The 21,282-nt window shown below is 70.4% G+C and carries 17 protein-coding genes and 1 pseudogene; 16 read left to right on the top strand and 2 right to left on the bottom strand.

Annotated elements, in window-relative coordinates; translation table 11 throughout:
- Positions 1 to 64 precede the first annotated feature (64 nt).
- Positions 65 to 3,418, bottom strand: coding sequence for a bifunctional lysylphosphatidylglycerol synthetase/lysine--tRNA ligase LysX (gene lysX / locus OCU_RS39350; RefSeq protein WP_372457224.1), 3,354 nt, complete (start codon positions 3,416 to 3,418; stop codon positions 65 to 67).
- 460 nt (positions 3,419 to 3,878) lie between these two features.
- On the opposite strand from lysX, the gene infC reads away from it, so the two are divergent.
- The 4 genes from infC (at position 3,879) to OCU_RS39330 (ending at position 6,035) form a co-directional block, all read left to right on the top strand.
- Positions 3,879 to 4,484: a translation initiation factor IF-3 gene (gene infC, locus OCU_RS39345; protein WP_026071357.1), complete on the top strand. Its 606-nt coding sequence runs from the start codon at positions 3,879 to 3,881 to the stop codon at positions 4,482 to 4,484.
- Positions 4,485 to 4,534: 50 nt separating this feature from the next.
- The gene (rpmI, locus tag OCU_RS39340; RefSeq protein WP_008257635.1) at positions 4,535 to 4,729 is read left to right on the top strand and encodes a 50S ribosomal protein L35; all 195 of its coding nucleotides are present in this window, start codon (positions 4,535 to 4,537) and stop codon (positions 4,727 to 4,729) included.
- Positions 4,730 to 4,817: 88 nt separating this feature from the next.
- The gene (gene rplT / locus OCU_RS39335) at positions 4,818 to 5,213 is read left to right on the top strand and encodes a 50S ribosomal protein L20 (RefSeq protein ID WP_008257634.1); all 396 of its coding nucleotides are present in this window, start codon (positions 4,818 to 4,820) and stop codon (positions 5,211 to 5,213) included.
- Positions 5,214 to 5,243: 30 nt separating this feature from the next.
- The gene (locus tag OCU_RS39330; protein ID WP_085978378.1) at positions 5,244 to 6,035 is read left to right on the top strand and encodes a TrmH family RNA methyltransferase; all 792 of its coding nucleotides are present in this window, start codon (positions 5,244 to 5,246) and stop codon (positions 6,033 to 6,035) included.
- On the opposite strand, the gene OCU_RS39325 is transcribed toward OCU_RS39330, so the two are convergent.
- Positions 6,022 to 7,089, bottom strand: coding sequence for an oxygenase MpaB family protein (locus OCU_RS39325; protein WP_008257632.1), 1,068 nt, complete (start codon positions 7,087 to 7,089; stop codon positions 6,022 to 6,024). The two genes, OCU_RS39330 and OCU_RS39325, sit on opposite strands and share 14 nt — an antisense overlap.
- Before the next feature lie 201 nt (positions 7,090 to 7,290).
- Here OCU_RS39325 and OCU_RS39320 point away from each other — a divergent pair, with 201 nt between their 5' ends.
- The 12 genes and pseudogenes from OCU_RS39320 to argH all read left to right on the top strand — a co-directional run bounded on the left by OCU_RS39320 (position 7,291) and on the right by argH (position 21,210).
- Positions 7,291 to 8,211 (top strand): adenylate/guanylate cyclase domain-containing protein, encoded by a 921-nt coding sequence (locus tag OCU_RS39320; protein ID WP_014380329.1) that lies wholly within the window; start codon positions 7,291 to 7,293, stop codon positions 8,209 to 8,211.
- Between the two features lie 9 nt (positions 8,212 to 8,220).
- Entirely contained in the window at positions 8,221 to 9,039 is an 819-nt protein-coding gene (locus OCU_RS39315) for a rhomboid-like protein (RefSeq protein WP_020188598.1), read from the top strand.
- A gap of 139 nt (positions 9,040 to 9,178) precedes the next feature.
- A complete protein-coding gene (pheS, locus tag OCU_RS39310; RefSeq protein WP_014380327.1) occupies positions 9,179 to 10,222 on the top strand; it encodes a phenylalanine--tRNA ligase subunit alpha in 1,044 nt (347 codons plus the stop codon).
- On the top strand, positions 10,222 to 12,708 hold the full coding sequence (gene pheT, locus OCU_RS39305) for a phenylalanine--tRNA ligase subunit beta (RefSeq protein WP_014380326.1): 2,487 nt from the start codon (positions 10,222 to 10,224) through the stop codon (positions 12,706 to 12,708). The genes pheS and pheT overlap by 1 nt, the downstream gene beginning before the upstream one ends.
- A 30-nt stretch (positions 12,709 to 12,738) precedes the next feature.
- A pseudogene (gene argC, locus OCU_RS39300) lies at positions 12,739 to 13,798 on the top strand (N-acetyl-gamma-glutamyl-phosphate reductase).
- A complete protein-coding gene (gene argJ / locus OCU_RS39295; RefSeq protein ID WP_014380324.1) occupies positions 13,795 to 15,006 on the top strand; it encodes a bifunctional glutamate N-acetyltransferase/amino-acid acetyltransferase ArgJ in 1,212 nt (403 codons plus the stop codon). Before argC ends, argJ begins: the two are co-directional and overlap by 4 nt.
- On the top strand, positions 15,003 to 15,938 hold the full coding sequence (gene argB, locus OCU_RS39290; protein WP_009954340.1) for an acetylglutamate kinase: 936 nt from the start codon (positions 15,003 to 15,005) through the stop codon (positions 15,936 to 15,938). Before argJ ends, argB begins: the two co-directional genes overlap by 4 nt.
- On the top strand, positions 15,926 to 17,128 hold the full coding sequence (locus OCU_RS39285) for an acetylornithine transaminase (RefSeq protein ID WP_014380323.1): 1,203 nt from the start codon (positions 15,926 to 15,928) through the stop codon (positions 17,126 to 17,128). The genes argB and OCU_RS39285 overlap by 13 nt, the downstream gene beginning before the upstream one ends.
- The gene (gene argF / locus OCU_RS39280; RefSeq protein WP_014380322.1) at positions 17,121 to 18,047 is read left to right on the top strand and encodes an ornithine carbamoyltransferase; all 927 of its coding nucleotides are present in this window, start codon (positions 17,121 to 17,123) and stop codon (positions 18,045 to 18,047) included. The genes OCU_RS39285 and argF overlap by 8 nt, the downstream gene beginning before the upstream one ends.
- A complete protein-coding gene (locus OCU_RS39275; protein ID WP_009954337.1) occupies positions 18,044 to 18,538 on the top strand; it encodes an arginine repressor in 495 nt (164 codons plus the stop codon). Before argF ends, OCU_RS39275 begins: the two co-directional genes overlap by 4 nt.
- Positions 18,539 to 18,565: 27 nt before the next feature.
- Entirely contained in the window at positions 18,566 to 19,783 is a 1,218-nt protein-coding gene (locus OCU_RS39270; protein WP_008257621.1) for an argininosuccinate synthase, read from the top strand.
- Positions 19,780 to 21,210 (top strand): argininosuccinate lyase, encoded by a 1,431-nt coding sequence (gene argH, locus OCU_RS39265; protein ID WP_014380321.1) that lies wholly within the window; start codon positions 19,780 to 19,782, stop codon positions 21,208 to 21,210. Before OCU_RS39270 ends, argH begins: the two co-directional genes overlap by 4 nt.
- Positions 21,211 to 21,282 lie beyond the last annotated feature (72 nt).

The following is a 21,282-nucleotide window of genomic DNA, read 5'->3' as shown; positions in this document are numbered from 1 at the left end:
TTACCGGCCCGGAACCTGTTTGCCTAATGTTCGCCCACTACGAGCGCAGTGTTGCTGACCTCGATCAATGGGGTTTGGCCAGCGGGAACGGCAGCGTCTCCCGGATGCTGCGACCCGTTATGAGCATGACGAGGCGATCGACGCCCATCCCGAGTCCGCCGGTGGGCGGCATCGCGTATTCCATCGCCTGCAGGAAGTCTTCGTCGAGCTCCATCGCCTCGGGATCCCCACCCGCGGCCAACAGCGACTGCTCCTGCAGGCGGCGACGCTGTTCCACCGGATCGGTGAGCTCGCTGTAGGCGGTGGCCAGCTCGACACCCCACGCCACCAGGTCCCACCGCTCGGCGACGCCGGGCTCGCTGCGATGCGGGCGGGTCAGTGGCGACACCGACGTCGGGAAGTCGATATAGAACGTCGGCTCCTCGGTCCGGTCCTCGACCAGATGCTCGTACAGCTCCAGCACCACCGCCCCGGCGTCCCAGTGCGCCCGATACGGAATGTGCGCGGCATCCGACAGCTTGCGCAGCGCGGGCAGCGGCGTGGCGGGGTCGATGTGCTCGCCGAGTGCTTCGGAGACGGCGTCGTACACGGTCTTGACCGCCCACACGCCGGAGATGTCGACCGGCTTGAGGCCGCCACCGGTGCCTTGGTCGCGGGGGCGCATGACGGCCTGCTCGCCGTGGGCGGCCTCGGCGGCGTTCTGGATCAGCTCGCGGCACCCGTCGATCCAGACCTTGTAGTCGGCGTGCGCCTGATACGCCTCCAGCAGGGTGAACTCCGGGTTGTGGCTGAAGTCCACGCCCTCGTTGCGGAAGGCCCGGCCCAGCTCGAAGACCCGCTCGACGCCGCCGACGCATAACCGCTTGAGGTAGAGCTCCGGCGCGATCCGCAGGAACAGGTCCATGTCGTAGGTGTTGATGTGCGTGACGAACGGCCGGGCGGTGGCTCCGCCGTGGATCTGCTGCAGGATCGGGGTCTCGACTTCGATGAACCCCTTGTCGAACAGCGTCTGCCGGACCGAGCGCAACACCTCGCTGCGTGCCGTGATCAATTCGCGAGACTCGGGATTGACCGCCAGGTCGACGTAGCGGGTCCGCACCCGGGCCTCCGGATCGGTGAGCCCCTTCCACTTGTTGGGCAACGGCCGCAAGCACTTACCGATCATCCGCCAGTCGCCGACGATCAGCGAGCGGGTTCCCTTCTTGGAAAAGCCCATGTGGCCGGAGACCTCGACCAAGTCGCCAAGATCGATGGCCGCCGTGAAGTCGGCCGTTCGCCCGCGCTGCAACTGCGAATTGTCCAGCAGCACTTGCATTTCCCCCGACCAGTCACGCAGGTGGGCGAATAGCACCCCGCCGTAGTCGCGTATTCGCAGTATCCGGCCGGAGACGGTGATCGTCTCCCGGTCGTCCGTGTCGAGCGCCGCGGCGACGGTGTGACTGGGCGGATGGCCCACCGGATACGCGTCGATGCCCTTGCGCCGCAACACCTTCAACTTGGCCAGGCGCACCCGAACCTGCTCGGGCAGCCGGGATCTCGCCTCTTCCTCGTCGGCCGACTCCTGGCGCCTCTGCAGCCCGCTGACGTCCGGCGCGCTCCCGTCGTGGTGCAGCAGCCCGGACGCGGCCAGCCGGGCGGGGACGGCCGGGTGGTGACCCGTGTGCGGCTTGCGCCGGCCGAACGGCAGGACGAGGAAGCCCTCGGCCAGCGCCGAGGCGACCCCGACCCGCGGGATCAGGCGGGCGTCCTCGTAGCAGGCATACCGCGGCACCCATTCGGGCTGGTACTTCATGTTGGAGCGATACAGCGTCTCCAGCTGCCACCACCGCGAGAAGAACAGCAAAAACCCGCGCCACAGCCGCGCGACGGGGCCGGCGCCCAGTTGGGCACCCTGTTCGAAAGCCGAGCGGAACATCGCGAAGTTCAGTGAAATGCGGGTGATGCCAAGGTTTTCCGCGTTGAGTGCGAGGTCGCTGACCATCAGCTCGATGGTGCCGTTGGGGGACTGGGGCGATCGGCGCATCAGGTCCAGGGAGACGCCGGTGGTTCCCCACGGGACCAGCGACAGCATCGCGACGACGGCGCCGTCCCGGTCCAGGGCCTCGACCAGCAGGCAGTCCCCGTCGGCGGGGTCGCCGAGGCGGCCCAGCGCCATGGAAAACCCGCGCTCGGTTTGGGTGTCGCGCCAGGCGTCGGCGCGGGTGATGGTGTCGGCCATCTCGTCGGCGCCGATGTCGCGGTGCCGCCGGATCCGCACGGTCAGGCCGGCCCGGCGGGCGCGGGTCACGGCCTGTCGGACTCCGCGCATGTCGGGGCCGGACAGCTTGAAGTCGGCGGTCCGCAGGATGGCCTCGTCGCCGAGCTCCAGCGCGTTCAGGCCGGCTTCGCGATATGTCCGCGCCCCCTGGGTGCTGGCGCCCATGACGCCGGGCGCCCAGCCGTAGGTTTGGCACAGACCCAGCCAGGCGTCGGCGGCCTGGGACCACGCCCGGGGATCGCCGATCGGGTCGCCGCTGGCCAGGCAGACGCCGACCTCGACCCGGTAGGTGATGGCGGCGCGCCCGCTCTGGGCGAAAACCACCGACTTGTCGCGGCGGGTGGCGAAGTAGCCCAGGGAGTCGTTCTTGCCGTACAGCTCGAGCAGCCCGCGGATGGCCGATTCGTCCTCGCCGGTGAGCGCGTTCTCCGCGCGCTGAGATTGAAAGAGCACGATCGTCGCCATGATCAGCGCGAGCGCGCCGAACAGACCGAAGATCGCGTTGAGGAACACGTGCGGCCGGCCGGTGAACAGGTCCGGATCGGCGAGCGCGAATCCGACCACCCGGTTGGCCACGTAGGGCAGGCGATCCGGGCGGGCCAGCGTTCCGGGGAACAACTCGACCAGGCCCCAGGACACCAAGATCCCCACCACATCGCCGGCCACCAGCACGCCGGCCGCCTTGACCAGCGCGCCCCGGCGGACCTTGGCCCAGAACTCCCGATAGGCCAACACCAGCAGGACGATCGCGACGATGTGCAGGGCGAACCCGAGATTCTCGCCCAAGATCTCGGCGGCGGTGTTGTCCCCGGCGGCGATATCGGCGGCGTTCAGGCCGGCGGCGAGAATCATGTTGCCCAGCAACAGCAGCCAGGCGATCCGCTTGCGCGCGGTCAGGGCCGCGGCCAACAAGGCCAACACGAACGACCACGCGATGCTGGTGTCGGGGAAGTTGAACAGATAGTCGTTGATGAACTCGCGCGGAACCTTGATCAGGTAACGGATCAGGGGGGACACACTGCCCAGCAGCGACACGGTGGCGATGACACCCACGGTCCATCCGGCCGCCGCGGGCACCCAGCGATACCGCGAGTTCGATCGGCTACGGGGCCCCAAGTGCGGCCCCGAACGGGGGCCTGAACGAGGAGAAGCGAGTGTCACAGACCGCGAGGATATGCCCTCAATCCGTGAAAAGCTTGCCGAAGCGCTAAGAGTGGCGGGCGCGAGTTTGCACGCGTTTTTCGGGGCCGGTCGGTGGCCGGCGCGGCGCCGCCGACCGGCCGAAGTGCTAAAAGGCACCTCAAGGCTGCTAAACTGACGCCTGCGACCATCCCGGCGAACGCCAGGAACAGTTAAGTGGAGTCCCACTCCCACCGCGAACCGACGAGATCCCTGTGCGGATCTGCGGAAGGTTCGACGGTCCGGTCACAGGCAGCGCGTATGCCTGTTCCGCGTCCAGCGCGGGCGGCCCGAGTAGCCCTCGGCCGCGATCGGTCGGCATTGGGCCCTGCTTGTGCAGGGCTTTTTTGCTCGTGGTGTGGTGTTTCCGCCGCTGCTTCCCGACGAACCCAGGCAACGGTCGTCACCGCAGGACATAGAGAAGCCCAACAAGGGAGGCCCCATCAGCACTGAGACCCGCGTCAACGAGCGCATCCGCGTACCTGAAGTCCGATTGATTGGCCCAGGGGGAGAGCAGGTAGGCATAGTGCGCATCGAAGACGCACTGCGCGTCGCTGCGGACGCCGATCTGGACCTTGTCGAAGTTGCCCCGAACGCCAGGCCGCCGGTCTGCAAGATCATGGACTACGGCAAGTTCAAATACGAAGCGGCGCAAAAGGCGCGCGAATCCCGCCGCAACCAGCAGCAGACCGTCGTCAAGGAACAAAAGCTGCGACCCAAGATCGACGATCACGACTACGAGACCAAAAAGGGCCACGTCATCCGCTTCCTGGAGGCGGGATCGAAGGTGAAGGTCACGATCATGTTCCGCGGACGTGAGCAGTCGCGGCCCGAGCTGGGCTATCGGTTGCTGCAGCGCCTGGGCGCGGACGTCGCCGAATACGGTTTCGTGGAGACGTCGGCCAAGCAGGACGGCCGCAACATGACGATGGTGCTGGCGCCGCACCGCGGCGCGAAGACCCGCGCCAGGGCGCGGCACCCCGAAGAGGTGGGGGGCGCAGCGGCACCGGATTCCGACGCCGCCGACGCCGAACCGTCGTCGAACTGACCTAGTCGAACTGACCTAATAACGAGAACCGAGCGAGAACCAGAGGAAACATGCCCAAAGCCAAGACCCATAGCGGGGCGTCAAAGCGCTTCCGGCGCACCGGAACCGGCAAGATCGTCCGGCAGAAGGCCAACCGCCGGCACCTGCTCGAGCACAAGCCGACGAAACGGACCCGGCGGCTCGACGGCCGCACCGTGGTGGCCGCCAACGACGCCCAGCGGATCAATCGGCTGCTGAACGGCTGATCACCACGCCGGCCAGACCCGCATCGCGAGCTGGCACGGCGAACCCATTTATCGACCCACTACGCATGAACGAGAGTAGGAACATCCAATGGCACGCGTGAAGCGGGCGGTCAACGCCCACAAGAAGAGGCGCAGCATTCTCAAGGCCTCGAAGGGCTATCGCGGCCAGCGATCCCGGCTCTACCGCAAAGCCAAAGAGCAGCAGCTGCATTCGCTGCAGTACGCCTATCGCGACCGCCGCGCGCGCAAGGGCGAGTTCCGCAAGCTGTGGATCTCGCGGATCAACGCGGCGGCGCGCGCCAACGACATCACCTACAACCGGCTGATCCAGGGCCTCAAGGCCGCCGGCGTGGAGGTGGACCGCAAGAACCTGGCCGACATCGCGGTCGCGGACCCGGCCGCCTTCACCGCGCTGGTCGACATCGCCCGCGCGGCGCTGCCCGAGGACGTCAACGCCCCCTCGGATTCGGGAGAAGCCGCCTAACCGGCCCGACCGAAGATGCCCGACCGGCAGGTGCTGACCGAACGTTCGGCCAGGGTCGCCGCGGCGGTCAAACTGCATCGCCACGTCGGGCGCCGTCGGGCGGGGCGTTTCCTCGCCGAAGGCCCGAACCTGGTCGAGGCGGCCTCGCGTCGCGGCCTGGTCCGCGACGTCTTTGTCACCGAGGTCGCCGAGCAGCGCCATGCGTCGTTGCTGGCGGGGCTGGACTGCCCGGTCCACCCGGTCACCGAGCGCGCCGCGAAGGCGCTCTCCGACACGGTCACCCCGGCGGGGCTGGTCGCGGTGTGCGACATGCCGGCGACCCGCCTCGACGACGTGCTGGCGGGCGCGCCGCAGCTGCTCGCGGTGGCCGTCGAGATCGGCGAGCCCGGCAATGCCGGCACCCTGATCCGCCTCGCGGACGCGATGGGCGCGGCGGGCGTGATCCTCGGCGGCCACAGCGTCGATCCGTACAACGGCAAATGCCTGCGCGCCTCGGCCGGCAGCATCTTCTGCGTCCCTGTCGTCGTCGCGCCGGACGCCCTCGCCGCCGTGGACGCGGTGCGTGCCGCGGGTCTGCAGGCGCTCGCCACCACCGTGGACGGTGAGCGACGGCTGGACGAGGCCGGCGAACTGCTGGGCAGGCCGACGGCGTGGCTGTTCGGGCCCGAATCCCACGGCCTGCCAAGCGAAATCGCGTCGGCGGCCGACCACCGGCTGCGCATCCCGATGTCCGGCGGCGCCGAGAGCCTGAATGTGGCGTCGGCCGCGGCCATCTGTCTGTACCAGAGCGCGCGGGCCCTGAAGCTGCCTACGCGGCCTTGACCGCGCGCTTCGGGCGGCCCCGCCCGGCGCGCAGGCCGGCCAGCGACAACGTCGTGTGCACCAGCGATCCGGCCCGCTCCAGCAGCGCCCGGGCGGGTTGCAGGGCGGGGTCGAACGGCAACTTGGGCGGCGGCGGGAAGTAGTGCATCGGCAGCCCGCGGCGGTCGCGCGGCGGCGCCATGAACGGCGGGGCCTCGACCAGCGGCGCGTCGCTGGGCAGCCGTCCCTCGGCGCGGCGGTAGGCGGCCAGCGCGCGCGGGTGCAGCCGGATCTCGTCGGGCACCGCCAGGAACGCGAGTTCGACGATCTTGCCGAACAATCGCAGCAACACCTCGTCACCCGGAGTCCAACGCATACCGGCTTTTTCGCGGACCGCGGGCTCGAACAGCCCGGCCGCGATCCAGCGCTGCCCGGCCACCAGCGGTTTGAAGATCTGGTCCCAGATCGGTGTCGGCATCAGCACGAACCTGGGTTTGGGAATGCGGATGTCGAAGATGTCGAGGACCGCCTGGTTGATCTCCAGCTCCTCGCGACCGACCCGCTCCCAGTACTCCTGGAATTCGTCCCACGACCCGGGCACCGGCCGCATGCTCATCCCGTACATCCGGTACCACTGCACGTGCTCGTCGAACAGCTGCCGCTTCTCGGCCTCGGTCAGGCCGCCGCAGAAGTACTCGGCCACCTTGACGATCAGCATGAAGAACGTGGCGTGCGCCCAGTAGAAGGTGTCGGGGTCGAGCGCGTGATAGCGGCGGCCCTCGGCGTCGACGCCCTTGATCGTGCGGTGGTAGCCCTTGATCTGCTGCCCGGTCTGGGCCGCGCGGTCGCCGTCGTAGACCACGCCCATGATCGGGTAGACCGACCGGGCCACCCGCTGCAGCGGCTCGCGCAGCAGGATCGAATGCTCCTCGACGGCGGCGCCCAGTTCGGGGTACATGTTCTGGATCGCACCGATCCACACGCCCATCATTCCGGTGCGCAGATCGCCAAAATACTTCCAGGTCAAAGAATCTGGTCCGAGCGGATCAGCGGGGGTAGTCGATCTGGCAGTCATCGCGGCCTCCTGCACCGATTGGCCTCACGATAACTTTTGACAACGAGTGTTGTCTACGATTTCGGTGATGTGTCCCCGCAGCTGTTATCGAGGTTCCACACCGGTGTGCCGCCACCGTGATCAGGCGGTGAGGTGCGACTTGTGACACACCCGCCGGGGCCGTCGTTGCCTGCCTCTGACGAAACCAAATAACCTGGCCAGGTGGAACTCGCGCGTCGCGATCTGAAGCCGGGCGAGCCCGACGAATCCCGCGCGGCGCACTCCGCTTCGCGGCGCACGCCGCTGTCGGTGCACAACGCGACCCAATGGCTGCACGGCCGCAATCACAGCCCCGGGGCGGTCGCCCTGGTCCGGCGGGCACGCCGGCTGTTGCCGGGGGACCCCGAGTTCGGCGATCCGTTGTCCACGGCCGGCGACGGCGGTCCGCGCGCCGCGGCGCGCGCGGCCGACCGGCTGCTGGGGGACCGCGACGCGGTGTCGCGTGAGGTCAGCCTCGGGGTGCTGCAGGTGTGGCAGGCGCTGACCGAAGGCGTTTCCCGCCGGCCGGCCAATCCGGAGGTGACGTTGGTCTTCACCGACCTGGTCGGGTTTTCGACGTGGTCCCTGCGGGCCGGCGACGACGCGGCGCTGGCGCTGTTGCGTCAGGTGGCGCGGGCCCTCGAGCCGCCGCTGCTCGACGCCGGCGGGCACATCGTCAAACGCATGGGTGACGGACTCATGGCCGTGTTCGGCGATCCGACGGTCGCCGTGCGGGCCGTGTTGGCCGCCAAGGAGGCGGTCGGATCGGTCGAGGTGGAGGGCTACACACCGCGGATGCGCGTGGGGATCCACACCGGACGACCGCAGCGGCTGGCCTCGGATTGGCTCGGCGTGGATGTGAATATCGCCGCACGAGTTATGGAACGGGCCACCAAAGGTGGAATCATGGTGTCGAGTTCAACGTTGGATCTCATACCGCAAAGCGAGTTGGACGCATTGGGCGTCGAGGCCAAGCGGACCCGCAAACCGGTTTTCGGGCCGAAGCCCGCCGGCCTGCCCGCCGATTTGGCGATATATCGCCTCAAGACTTTTAGGGAGTTGTCAGGCTCTGATGACACAGCCGAAACAAAACCGCAGCCATAATGGGTGCCAATGCTAGGGGGCATCGTGTCCCGGCTCGCCCGGGTCCAATTCACCGTGGGGTATGCGGCGCTGCTGCTTGCCATCAGCTGCGCCATCCTGGTGCTCGGCCCGGACGCACATGACGTCATCGTCGCCCGCGCCAGCACCAACCTGCACAACCTGGCCCACGGGCACCTCGGCACGCTGCTGGGCAGCGCGCTGGTCGTCGACGCCGGGCCGCTCTACTTCTGGCTGCCCTTCCTGACCTGCCTGCTGGCGCTGGCGGAGCTGCATTTGCGCACCATCCGGCTGGTGGTGGCGTTTCTCGTCGGCCACATCGGCGCGACGCTGCTGGTGGCCGCCGCCCTGGCCGGGGCGGTCGAATTCGGCTGGCTGCCCGTGTCGATCACCCGGGCGAGCGACGTCGGGATGAGCTACGGCGCGCTGGCGGTGCTCGGCGCGATGACGGCGGTGATCCCGTCGCGCTGGCGGGCCGCCTGGGTCGGCTGGTGGGTGGCGGCGGGCATCGCTTCGGCGATCGTCGGCGGCGACTTCACCGACGCCGGTCACACCGTCGCGGTGATCCTGGGCGTGCTCGTGTCGGCGCGGTTCCGGCAGCCGATCCACTGGACACCGGCGCGGTACCTGATGCTGGCGGCTTCCTCGGGCTTCGGTTTCCTGATGCTGGCCCACCACTGGGGGACCATGGCGGCGACCCCGGTGTTCGGTCTCCTCGGCGCCGTGGTCGCCTACGCGGGGGCGAAGTACGTCACCGGCCGGGGCCTGCCGGTCGCGCCGCTGGACGGCGACGACACGCTGCCCGGTCCGGCGCCGGCCGTCGCCGGCTGAGTCCCGCCGCGCAGTTGCCCAGCGCCCGCCGGGCGCCGCGGATCCGATCACTATGATCAGCAGTCGTCCCGTGCCGCGCGGAATGCACCATCGATGCGGGCAGCCCTAATAGCCTCGTCAGCAAGGAGAGTGTCGCCGCGTGGGTGAGCAACCCGTCGACCTGTCGCCCGAAGCGTTGACCGCGGCGGTCAACGCCGCGCGGCAGGCCTTCACCCGGGCCGACGACCTCGACGCGCTGGCGCGCGCCAAGACCGAGCACCTCGGCGACCGCTCACCGCTGGCGCTCGCGCGCCAGGCGCTGGGGAGCGTTGCCAAAGACCAACGCGCCGATGCCGGCAAGCGGGTCAACGCCGCGCGGGGCGAGGCCCAGCAGGGGTACGACGAACGCCTCGCGGCCCTGCGCGCCGAACGCGACGCCGCCGTGCTCGTCGCCGAGCGCATCGACGTCACGTTGCCGTCGACGCGGCAGCCGACCGGGGCGCGGCACCCGATCACGATCCTCGCCGAACACGTCGCCGACACCTTCATCGCCATGGGTTGGGAAGTGGCCGACGGCCCCGAGGTCGAAAGCGAACAGTTCAACTTCGACGCGCTCAACTTTCCCGCCGACCACCCCGCGCGCAGCGAGCAGGACACCTTCTACATCGCGCCCGAGGATTCTCGGCAGCTGCTGCGCACCCACACCTCGCCGGTGCAGGTGCGCACGCTGCTGGCCCGCGAGTTGCCCGTCTACATCGTCTCGATCGGCCGCACGTTCCGCACCGACGAGCTCGACGCCACTCATACCCCGGTCTTCCACCAGGTCGAGGGCCTGGCGGTGGACCGCGGCCTGTCCATGGCGCACCTGCGGGGCACGCTCGACGCGTTCGCGCGCGCCGAGTTCGGCCCCGAGGCGCGGACCCGCATCCGCCCGCACTTCTTTCCGTTCACCGAGCCCTCCGCGGAGGTCGACGTGTGGTTCGTCGGCAAGAAGGGCGGCCCGGGCTGGGTGGAGTGGGGCGGCTGCGGGATGGTGCATCCAAACGTGTTGCGGGCGGCCGGAATTGACCCCGAGGAATACTCCGGCTTCGCGTTCGGCATGGGCCTGGAACGAACGCTGCAGTTCCGCAACGGGATTCCGGACATGCGCGACATGGTCGAGGGCGACGTCCGGTTCTCGCTGCCGTTCGGGGTGGGTGCCTGATGCGCGTTCCGTACAGCTGGCTGCGCGAGGTCGTGAACGCCGGCGCGCCGGGCTGGGACGTGGCCCCCGCCGAGCTGGAGCAGGCGCTGGTGGACATCGGCCACGAGGTCGAAGAGGTTCTCACCCTCGGCCCGGTCGAGGGCCCGCTTACGGTGGGCCGCGTCACCGACATCGAGGAACTCACCGGTTTCAAGAAGCCGATCCGGTTCTGCCACGTCGACGTGGGCGAGGATAAAGACCGCGAGATCGTCTGCGGCGCAACCAACTTCGTGGCCGGTGACCTCGTGGTGGCGGCGCTGCCGGGCACCACGCTGCCCGGCGGATTCGCCATCGCCGCGCGTAAGACCTACGGCCGCACCTCGGAGGGAATGATCTGCTCGGCGGCCGAACTCGGTTTGGGCGCCGACCATTCCGGGATTCTGGTGCTGCCGCCGGGCACCGCCGAACCCGGCGCCGACGGCCACGCCGTGCTGGGCCTCGACGACGTGATCTTCCACCTGGCCATCACCCCCGACCGCGGTTACGGCATGTCGCTGCGGGGCCTGGCGCGCGAGGTCGCCTGCGCCTACGACCTGGACTTCGTCGACCCCGCGGACGTCAAGCCGTTGCCGGCCAACGGGGAGGCCTGGCCGCTGACGGTGCAGCCCGACACCGGCGTGCGGCGGTTCGCGCTGCGCCCGGTCACCGGCATCGAGCCGGCTGCCGTGTCACCGTGGTGGCTGCAGCGCCGCCTGCTGCTCTCGGGCATCCGCCCCACCTCCCCGGCGGTCGACGTCACGAACTACGTGATGCTCGAGCTGGGCCACCCCCTGCACGCCCACGACCGCAACCGCATCACCGGCGGCTTCGGCGTGCGCTTCGCCCGTCCCGGCGAGACCGTCGTCACCCTCGACGACATCGAACGCAAACTGGAACCGGCCGACGTCCTGATCGTCGACGACACGGCGACCACGGCGATCGGCGGCGTGATGGGCGCGGCGAGCACCGAGGTGCGCGCCGATTCCACCGACGTGCTGCTCGAGGCCGCGGTCTGGGATCCCGCCGCGGTGTCGCGCACCCAGCGCAGATTGCACCTGCCCAGCGAGGCCGCCCGCCGCTACGAGCGGGGCGTGGATCCGGCCATTTCCGTTGCCGCGCTGGACCGCTGCGCCACGCTGCTCGCCGAGATCGCCGGCGGCGCGGTGTCCGACACGCTGACCGATTGGCGGGGCGACCCGCCCCGCGACGAGTGGGCCGGGTCGCCGATCGACATCGCCGCCGACCTGCCCGGCCGCATCGCCGGTGTGGCCTACGCTTCGGGCACGGCCGCCAAGCGGCTGTCCCAAATCGGTGCCGGCGTCGCCGAACGCGGCGACACGCTGACGGTCACCCCACCCAGCTGGCGACCCGACCTGCTGCAGCCCGCCGACCTCGTCGAGGAGGTGCTGCGGCTCGAGGGCCTGGAGGTCATCCCGTCGGTGCTGCCGTCGGCGCCGGCCGGCCGCGGGCTGTCCGCCGTGCAACAGCGCCGCCGCGCCATCGGCAGGTCGCTGGCCCAGTCCGGGTACGTCGAGATCCTGCCGACGCCTTTTCTGCCCGCCGGGGCGTTCGACCTGTGGGGGCTGCCGCCCGACGATCCGCGGCGCGTCACGACCGACGTGCTCAACCCGCTGGAGGCCGACCGCCCGCACCTGGCCACCACCCTGCTGCCGGCGCTGCTGGAAGCCTTGGTGCGCAACGTATCCCGCGGTTTGGTCGACGTTTCGCTCTATGCCCTTGCGCAGGTGGTGCAGCCGACAGCAGAGACCCGCGGCGTGACGCCGATCCCCGTCGACCGCCGGCCCACCGACGCCGAGATCGCCGCGCTCGACGCGTCGTTGCCGCGCCAACCCCAGCACGTCGCCGCGGTGCTGACCGGCCTGCGGGAAGCGCGCGGCCCCTGGGGGCCGGGCCGGCGCGCCGAGGCCGCCGACGCGTTCGAGGCGGTGCGCATCATCGCCCGCGCCGCCGGCATCGACGTCCGGTTGCGGGCGGCGCAGCAGCTGCCGTGGCACCCGGGCCGCTGCGCCGAGGTGCTCGTGGGCGACACGACGGTCGGGTACGCGGGCCAGCTGCACCCGGCCGTGACCGAGCGCTCCGGGCTGCCCAAGGGCACCTGCGCCCTCGAGCTCGATCTCGACGCCGTGCCCCTCGCCGCGGCGCTGCCCGCGCCCCGGGTGTCTCCGTTCCCGGCCGTCTTCCAGGACGTCAGCCTGGTGGTGCCGGCGGACGTACCGGCTCAGGCGGTGGCCGACGCCGTGCGCGAAGGCGCGGGCGAGCTGCTGGAAGACCTGCAGCTGTTCGACGTTTTCACCGGCCCGCAGATCGGGGAGGACCGCAAGTCGCTGACCTTCGCGCTGCGGTTCCGGGCGCCGGACCGCACGCTGACCGAGGACGACGCCACCGCGGCCCGCGAGGCCGCCGTGCGCCGGGCCGCCGAGTCGGTCGGCGCCGAGCTCCGCGCCTGATGGAATGGATTTGCAAACTACTGCATAACCATGCAAAATCGTCGAAATGGCCGACGTGATCAAGGTGGCAGTTGCCGGTGCCAGCGGCTATACGGGCGGTGAAATCCTCCGCCTGCTGCTCGGGCACCCGGCCTACGCCCAGGGGCGCCTGTCGATCGGCGCGCTGACCGCCGCTGCCAGCGCCGGCAGCACGCTCGCCGAGCACCATCCGCACCTGACGCCGCTGGCCCAGCGCGTCGTCGAGCCGACCGAGCCCGCCGTGCTCGCGGGCCACGACGTGGTGTTCCTGGGCTTGCCGCACGGCCATTCGGCCGCGCTGGCCTCTCAGCTCGGCCCCGACACCGTGATCATCGACTGCGGCGCGGACTTCCGGCTCACCGACGCCGCCGCGTGGGAGCGGTTCTACGGCACCCCGCACGCCGGCAGCTGGCCCTACGGGCTGCCGGAGCTCCCGGGCGCGCGCGAGCGGCTGCGCGGCGCGCGCCGCATCGCGGTTCCCGGCTGCTACCCGACCGCGGCGCTGCTGGCGTTGCTGCCCGCGCTGGCCGAGGACCTCGTCGAGCCCGCCGTCACGGTCGTCGCCGTCAGCGGCACCTCCGGGGCCGGGCGGGCGGCCAAGACCGACCTGCTGGGCGCCGAGGTCATCGGGTCGGCGCGCGCCTACAACATCGCCGGGGCGCACCGGCACACCCCGGAGATCGCCCAGGGGCTGGGGGCCGTCACCGGCCGCGACGTGACGGTGTCATTCACCCCGGTGCTGATCCCGACGTCGCGCGGGATCCTGGCCACGTGCACCGCCCGCACCCGTGCGTCGTTGCCGCAGCTGCGGGAGGCCTACGAAAAGGCTTACGACGCAGAGCCTTTCATCTACCTGATGCCCGACGGTCAGCTGCCCCGCACGGGTGCGGTGATCGGCAGCAACGCGGCGCACATCGCCGCCGCGGTGGACGAGGCGGCCCAGACATTCGTGGCGATCGCCGCGATCGACAACCTGGTCAAGGGCACGGCCGGGGCCGCCGTGCAGTCGATGAACCTGGCACTGGGTTGGCCGGAGACGGAAGGCCTTTCGGTGATCGGGGTGGCGCCGTGACGCGCACCGAGACGCCGCGGTTGCTGCGCGAGCAGGGCGTCACCGCGCCGGCCGGATTCCGGGCGGCGGGCATCGCCGCCGGCATCAAGGCCTCGGGCAAGCGCGACCTGGCCCTGGTCTTCAACGAGGGGCCCGATTACGCGGCCGCCGGCGTGTTCACCCGCAACAGGGTCAAGGCCGCGCCGGTGCTGTGGAGCCAGCAGGTGCTGAGCACGGGCGCGCTGCGCGCGGTGATCCTCAACTCCGGCGGCGCCAACGCCTGCACCGGGCCGGGCGGGTTCCAGGACACCCACGCCACGGCCGAGGCCGTCGCGGCCGCGCTGTCGGACTGGGGCACCGAGACCGGGGCCATCGAGGTCGCGGTGTGCTCCACCGGGCTGATCGGCGACCGGCTGCCGATGGACAAGGTGCTGTCCGGCGTGCGCGCGATCGTGCAGGACATGGCCGGCGGCCTGTCCGGAGGCGACGATGCGGCCCAGGCCATCATGACCACCGACACCGTGCCCAAACAGGTTGCGCTGCACCACCCGGACAGCTGGACGATCGGCGGGATGGCCAAGGGCGCGGGCATGCTCGCGCCGTCGCTGGCGACCATGCTCTGCGTGCTGACCACCGACGCGGCCGTCGACGCCGCCGCACTGGACTCCGCGCTGCGCCACGCCACCGCGCGCACCTTCGACCGGCTCGACATCGACGGCGCGTGCTCGACCAACGACACGGTGCTGCTGCTGGCCTCCGGGGCCAGCGGGATCGCGCCGGATCAGCGCGATCTGGACGACGCCGTGCTGCGTGTCTGCGACGACCTGTGCGCGCAGCTGCAGGCCGACGCCGAGGGCGTCACCAAGCGCGTCAACGTCACCGTCACCGGCGCCGCCTCGGAGGACGACGCCCTGGTCGCCGCGCGGACCATCGCCCGCGACAGCCTGGTCAAGACGGCGGTGTTCGGTTCGGACCCCAACTGGGGACGGGTGCTCGCCGCCGTCGGCATCGCGCCCATCGCCCTGGATCCCGATCGGATCACGGTGTCGTTCAACGGCTCCACGGTCTTCGCCGACGGGGTGGGGGCGCCGGGGGCGCGCGAGGTGGATCTCTCGGAAGCCGACATCGACATCGCCGTCGATCTGCGGCTCGGCGACGGACGGGCCACCATCCGGACCACCGACCTGTCCCACGGTTACGTCGAAGAGAATTCGGCCTACAGCTCATGACCCGCGCCAGCGACTTATCCACCGCGGTCAAGGCGCAGGTGCTCGCCGAGGCGCTGCCCTGGCTCAAGCAGTTGCACGGCAAGATCGTCGTCATCAAGTACGGCGGCAACGCCATGACCGACGACACGCTGCGGCACGCGTTCGCCGCCGACATGGCGTTCCTGCGCAACTGCGGCGTGCACCCCGTCGTCGTGCACGGCGGCGGCCCGCAGATCAGCGCGATGCTGCGCCGGCTCGGCATCCAGGGTGACTTCAAGGGCGGATTCCGGGTCACCACACCGGAAGTGCTCGACGTGGCGCGGATGGTGTTGTTCGGCCAGGTCGGCCGCGAGCTGGTCAACTTGATCAACGCGCACGGACCGTACGCGGTCGGCATCACCGGCGAGGACGCCCAGTTGTTCACCGCCGTGCGGCGCAGCGTCACCGTCGACGGCGTGGCCACCGACATCGGCCTGGTGGGAGACGTCGAGCGGGTCAATACCGCCGCGGTGCTGGATCTTATTGCCGCACGGCGCATTCCGGTGGTGTCGACGCTGGCGCCGGACGCCGAAGGTGTGGTGCACAACATCAACGCCGACACCGCCGCGGCGGCGCTGGCCGACGCGCTGCACGCCGAGAAGCTGTTGATGCTCACCGACGTCGAAGGCCTGTACACGAGTTGGCCCGACCGCGATTCGCTGGTCAGCGAAATCGACACGGCCACACTGTCGCAACTGCTACCCACGCTGGAGGCGGGCATGATTCCCAAGGTCGAGGCGTGTCTGCGGGCCGTGACCGCGGGCGTGCCCAGCGCGCACGTCATCGACGGCCGGGTCGAACATTGTGTGCTGGTGGAGCTTTTCACCGACGCGGGCACGGGCACCAAGGTGGTATCCGCCGGCGACGATGCAGAGCGCAGCGATGAGGAGGAGCGGCGCAGGTGGAAGGCATGAGTAATACCGACGCCCTGAAGCGGCGCTGGGAAGCCGTGATGATGAACAACTACGGCACCCCCGCGATGGCCCTGGCCAGTGGCGACGGGGCCGTGGTCACCGACGTCGACGGCAAGAGCTACCTCGACCTGCTGGGCGGCATCGCGGTCAACATCCTGGGCCACCGCCACCCCGCGATCATCGAGGCCGTCACCCGGCAGATGGCGACGCTGGGCCACACGTCCAACCTGTACGCGACCGAACCCGGCATCGCGCTGGCCGAGGAACTGGTGGCCCTGCTGGGCGCGCCCGAGGAAACGCCGGCGCGGGTGTTCTTCTGCAACTCCGGCACCGAGGCCAACGAGGTGGCCTTCAAAATGTCCCGGCTCACGGGCCGCACGAAACTGGTTGCCGCGCACGAGGCTTTCCACGGCCGGACGATGGGATCGCTGGCGCTGACCGGGCAGCCGAGCAAGCGGGCGCCGTTCGCCCCGCTGCCCGGCGACGTCACCTACGTGCCGTACGGCGACGCCGCGGCGCTGGCCGCGGCGGTCGACGACGACACCGCGGCGGTGTTTCTGGAGCCGATCATGGGGGAGAGCGGCGTCGTCGTCCCGCCCGAGGGATACCTGGCCGCCGCGCGCGATGTCACCGCGCGGCACGGCGCCCTGCTGGTGCTCGACGAGGTGCAGACCGGGATGGGCCGCACCGGAACGTTTTTCGCCCACCAGCATGACGGCATCACCCCCGACGTGGTCACGCTGGCCAAGGGGCTCGGCGGCGGCCTGCCCATCGGGGCGTGCCTGGCCGTCGGGCGCGCCGCCGAGCTGATGACGCCGGGCCTGCACGGCAGCACCTTCGGCGGCAATCCGGTCTGCACCGCGGCGGCGCTGGCGGTGCTGCGGGTGCTGGCGTCCGACAACCTGGTCCGCCACGCCGAGGTGCTGGGCAAGTCGTTGCGGCACGGCATCGAGGGGCTCGGTCACCCGCTCGTCGACCACGTGCGCGGGCGCGGACTGCTGTGCGGGGTGGTGCTCACCGCGGCGCGGGCCAAGGACGCCGAGGCGGCCGCGCGCGAGGCCGGGTTCCTGGTGAACGCCGCCGCGCCCGACGTCATCCGGCTGGCGCCGCCGCTGATCATCACCGAAGACCAGCTCGACGGGTTCATTTCCGCGCTGCCGGGAATTCTCGAGGGGGCCGCACGTGGTTAGGCATTTCCTGCGCGACGACGACCTGTCGCCCACCGAGCAGTCCGAAGTGCTGCAGCTGGCCGCCGAGCTGAAGAAGGACCCGTTCAGCGCCCGCCCGCTGGAGGGGCCGCGCGGGGTCGCGGTCCTGTTCGACAAGAACTCCACCCGCACCCGGTTCTCGTTCGAGGTGGGCATCGCCCAGCTCGGCGGGCACGCCGTCGTCGTCGACGCCCGCAGCACCCAGCTGGGCCGCGACGAGACCCTGGAGGACACCGCGCGGGTGCTGTCCCGCTACGTCGAGGCCATCGTCTGGCGCACGTTCGCCCACGAGCGACTCGAGGCGATGGCCGGGGCCGCGACGGTGCCGGTGGTCAACGCGCTGTCCGACGAGTTCCACCCCTGCCAGGTGCTCGCCGACCTGCAGACCATCGCCGAACGCAAGGGAGCGCTGCGTGGCCTGCGGATGACCTACCTCGGCGACGGCGCCAACAACATGGCGCACTCGTTGATGCTCGGCGGGGTCACCGCCGGCATCCACGTCACGATCGCCGCCCCGGACGGCTTCGCCCCCGATCCGGCGTTCGTGGCCGCGGCCCGCCGGCGCGCCGAGGACACCGGCGCCTCGGTCACCGTCACCGCCGACGCCGGGGCGGCCGCGCGCGGCGCCGACGTCCTGGTCACCGACACGTGGACGTCGATGGGCCAGGAGGGCGACGGCCTGGACCGGGTCGAACCGTTCCGGCCGTATCAGATCAACGCCGACCTGCTGTCGCTGGCCGACCCGGAAGCCATTGTGCTGCACTGCCTTCCGGCTCATCGCGGCGACGAGATCACCGACGAGGTGATGGACGGCCCGGCCAGCGTGGTCTTCGACGAGGCCGAGAACCGGTTGCACGCCCAAAAGGCGCTGCTGACATGGCTTTTGGAGCGGCGGTCATGACCCGCTCGAAAACCACGCCCGAAACCACCCGGGCCGGGCGCCAGGACCGCATCGTGGCGATCCTGTCGTCGGCGTCGATCAGCAGCCAAAGCGAACTGGCGGCCCGGCTGGCCGGCGAGGGCATCGAGGTCACCCAGGCCACCCTGTCGCGCGACCTGGAGGAGCTGGGCGCGGTGAAGCTGCGCGGCGCCGACGGCGGCGTCGGCGTCTACATCGTTCCCGAGGACGGCAGCCCGGTGCGCGGCGTGTCGGGCGGCACCGCCCGGCTGTCCCGGTTGCTCGGCGAGCTGCTGGTGTCGGCCGACTCCAGCGCGAACCTCGCGGTGCTGCGCACCCCGCCCGGCGGTGCCAACTATCTGGCCAGCGCGATCGATCGCGCGGCGCTACCGTACGTCGTCGGCACCATCGCCGGCGATGACACCGTCTTCGTGGCCGCCCGAGAGCCGATGACCGGCGCCGAACTGGCCACCACATTGGAAAAACTCACGTAAGCGATTTCAACCTAAGGAGATTGGTTCATGTCAGAACGCGTCATCCTGGCGTATTCCGGCGGTCTGGACACCTCGGTGGCCATCAGCTGGATCGGCAAGGAGACCGGCCGTGAGGTCGTAGCGGTGGCGATCGACCTCGGCCAGGGCGGCGAAGACATGGAGGTCATCCGCCAGCGGGCCCTGGACTGCGGGGCGGTGGAGGCCGTCGTCGTCGACGCCCGCGACGAATTCGCCGAGGGCTACTGCCTTCCCACCATCCTGTCCAACGCCCTCTATATGGATCGCTACCCGCTGGTGTCGGCGATCAGCCGGCCGTTGATCGTCAAGCACCTGGTGGCGGCGGCCCGCGAGCACGGCGGCAGCATCGTCGCGCACGGCTGCACCGGCAAGGGCAACGACCAGGTCCGGTTCGAGGTCGGATTCGGTTCGCTGGCACCCGATCTCGAGGTGCTGGCGCCGGTCCGCGACTACGCCTGGACGCGCGAGAAGGCGATCGCGTTCGCCGAGGAGAACGCCATCCCGATCAACGTCACCAAGCGCTCGCCGTTCTCGATCGACCAGAACGTGTGGGGCCGCGCGGTGGAAACCGGCTTCCTGGAACACCTTTGGAACGCGCCCACCAAGGACGTCTACGCCTACACCGAAGACCCCACGCTGAACTGGAGCACCCCAGACGAGGTGATCGTCGGGTTCGAGCGCGGCGTGCCGGTGACGATCGACGGCAAGCGGGTGTCGGTGCTGGGCGCCATCGAGGAGCTCAACACCCGCGCCGGCGCGCAGGGCGTCGGCCGCCTCGACGTCGTCGAGGACAGGCTGGTGGGCATCAAGAGCCGCGAGATCTATGAGGCGCCCGGCGCCATGGTGCTCATCACCGCGCACACCGAACTCGAACACGTCACGCTCGAGCGCGAGCTGGGCCGGTTCAAGCGGCACACCGATCAGCGTTGGGCCGAGCTGGTGTACGACGGGCTGTGGTACTCCCCGCTCAAGGAGGCACTGGAGAGCTTCGTCGCCAAGACCCAGGAGCACGTGACGGGCGAGGTGCGAATGGTGTTGCACGGCGGCCACATCGCGGTCAACGGGCGGCGCAGCGCCGAATCGCTGTACGACTTCAACCTGGCCACCTACGACGAGGGCGACAGCTTCGACCAGTCGGCCGCAAAGGGTTTCGTCTACGTGCACGGCCTGTCGTCGAAGATCGCGTCCCGCCGGGATCAGACGGTGACGGGCCCGGCCGAAGCGTGAGCACGCGCGAGGGGTCGCTGTGGGGCGGGCGGTTCGCCGACGGCCCGTCGGACGCGCTGGCCGCGCTGAGCAAGTCCACCCATTTCGACTGGGTGCTGGCCCCTTACGACATCGTCGCCTCGCGGGCCCACGCCGTGATCCTGTTCCGGGCCGGGCTGCTGACCGAAGAGCAGCGCGACGGGCTGCTGGCCGGCCTGGACCAGCTCGCCTCCGACGTCGCCGACGGCAGCTTTTCGCCGCTGGTCACCGACGAGGACGTGCACGCGGCGCTGGAACGCGGGCTGATCGACCGCGTCGGGCCCGAGCTGGGCGGGCGGCTGCGGGCCGGCCGGTCGCGCAACGACCAGGTGGCCACCCTGTTCCGGATGTGGCTGCGCGACGCGGTGCGCCGGGTCGCCGCCGGGGCGCTGGACGTCGTCGGCGCGCTGGCCGCCCAGGCCGCCGCGCACCCCGACGCCATCATGCCCGGCAAAACCCACCTGCAGTCCGCCCAGCCGGTGCTGCTGGCCCACCACCTGCTCGCGCACGCCCACCCGCTGCTGCGCGACGTCGACCGCCTCGTCGACTTCGACAAGCGGGCCGCGATCTCCCCGTACGGCTCCGGGGCGCTGGCCGGGTCGTCGCTGGGCCTGGACCCCGGCGCGATCGCCGCGGAGCTCGGCTTCGCGGCCCCCGCCGACAACTCCATCGACGCCACCGCGTCCCGAGATTTCGCCGCGGAGGCGGCGTTCGTCCTCGCCATGATCGGCGTCGACCTGTCCCGGCTGGCCGAGGACGTCATCCTGTGGAGCTCGACCGAATTCGGCTACGTCACCCTGCACGACTCGTGGTCCACCGGCAGCTCGATCATGCCGCAGAAGAAGAACCCGGACATCGCCGAGCTGGCCCGCGGCAAGTCGGGTCGGCTGATCGGAAACCTGGCCGGCCTGCTGGCCACGCTGAAGGCCCAGCCGCTCGCCTACAACCGTGACCTGCAGGAAGACAAGGAACCGGTGTTCGATTCGGTGGCCCAGCTGGAGCTGGTGCTGCCCGCGATGGCGGGGCTGGTGGGAAGCCTGACGTTCGACGTCGACCGGATGGCCGCCCTCGCGCCGGCCGGCTACACGCTGGCGACCGACATCGCCGAATGGCTGGTGCGCCAGGGGGTGCCGTTCCGCTCCGCGCACGAGGCCGCCGGTGCGGCCGTGCGCGCCGCCGAGCAGCGCGGCGTCGGGCTCGACGAGCTGACCGACGACGAGCTGGCCGCCATCAGCGGCGACCTGACACCGCAGGTTCGCGAGGTCTTGACGATCGAGGGCTCGGTGGCGTCGCGCGACGCGTGGGGCGGCACCGCGCCGGTCCGGGTCGCCGAGCAGATCGAAAACGTCCTGGCCAGCGCCGGAACGCTCAAAGAGCGGCTCGAGGACCGGGGGCGCGGGAGCCGTTGAGATGACGTCGGTTTCCGTGCCCCGCGCTGTCTCGCCGACTAGACTGCGGGCTCAAAGCGATCCGGATGAACG

The organism is Mycobacterium intracellulare ATCC 13950 (assembly GCF_000277125.1).
GTDB lineage: Bacteria > Actinomycetota > Actinomycetes > Mycobacteriales > Mycobacteriaceae > Mycobacterium > Mycobacterium intracellulare.
This window is presented reverse-complemented; position numbering and strand designations above follow the sequence as displayed.

What these genes read in the sequence shown, in the direction of transcription:
- rpmI (WP_008257635.1), top strand. Translation starts at nt 4,535, where the DNA reads ATGCCCAAAGCCAAGACCCATAGCGGGGCGTCAAAGCGCTTCCGGCGC.
- rplT (WP_008257634.1), top strand. Translation starts at nt 4,818, where the DNA reads ATGGCACGCGTGAAGCGGGCGGTCAACGCCCACAAGAAGAGGCGCAGC.
- OCU_RS39325 (WP_008257632.1), bottom strand. Translation starts at nt 7,089, where the DNA reads ATGACTGCCAGATCGACTACCCCCGCTGATCCGCTCGGACCAGATTCT.
- OCU_RS39315 (WP_020188598.1), top strand. Translation starts at nt 8,221, where the DNA reads ATGCTAGGGGGCATCGTGTCCCGGCTCGCCCGGGTCCAATTCACCGTG.
- pheT (WP_014380326.1), top strand. Translation starts at nt 10,222, where the DNA reads ATGCGCGTTCCGTACAGCTGGCTGCGCGAGGTCGTGAACGCCGGCGCG.
- argB (WP_009954340.1), top strand. Translation starts at nt 15,003, where the DNA reads ATGACCCGCGCCAGCGACTTATCCACCGCGGTCAAGGCGCAGGTGCTC.
- OCU_RS39275 (WP_009954337.1), top strand. Translation starts at nt 18,044, where the DNA reads ATGACCCGCTCGAAAACCACGCCCGAAACCACCCGGGCCGGGCGCCAG.
- OCU_RS39270 (WP_008257621.1), top strand. Translation starts at nt 18,566, where the DNA reads ATGTCAGAACGCGTCATCCTGGCGTATTCCGGCGGTCTGGACACCTCG.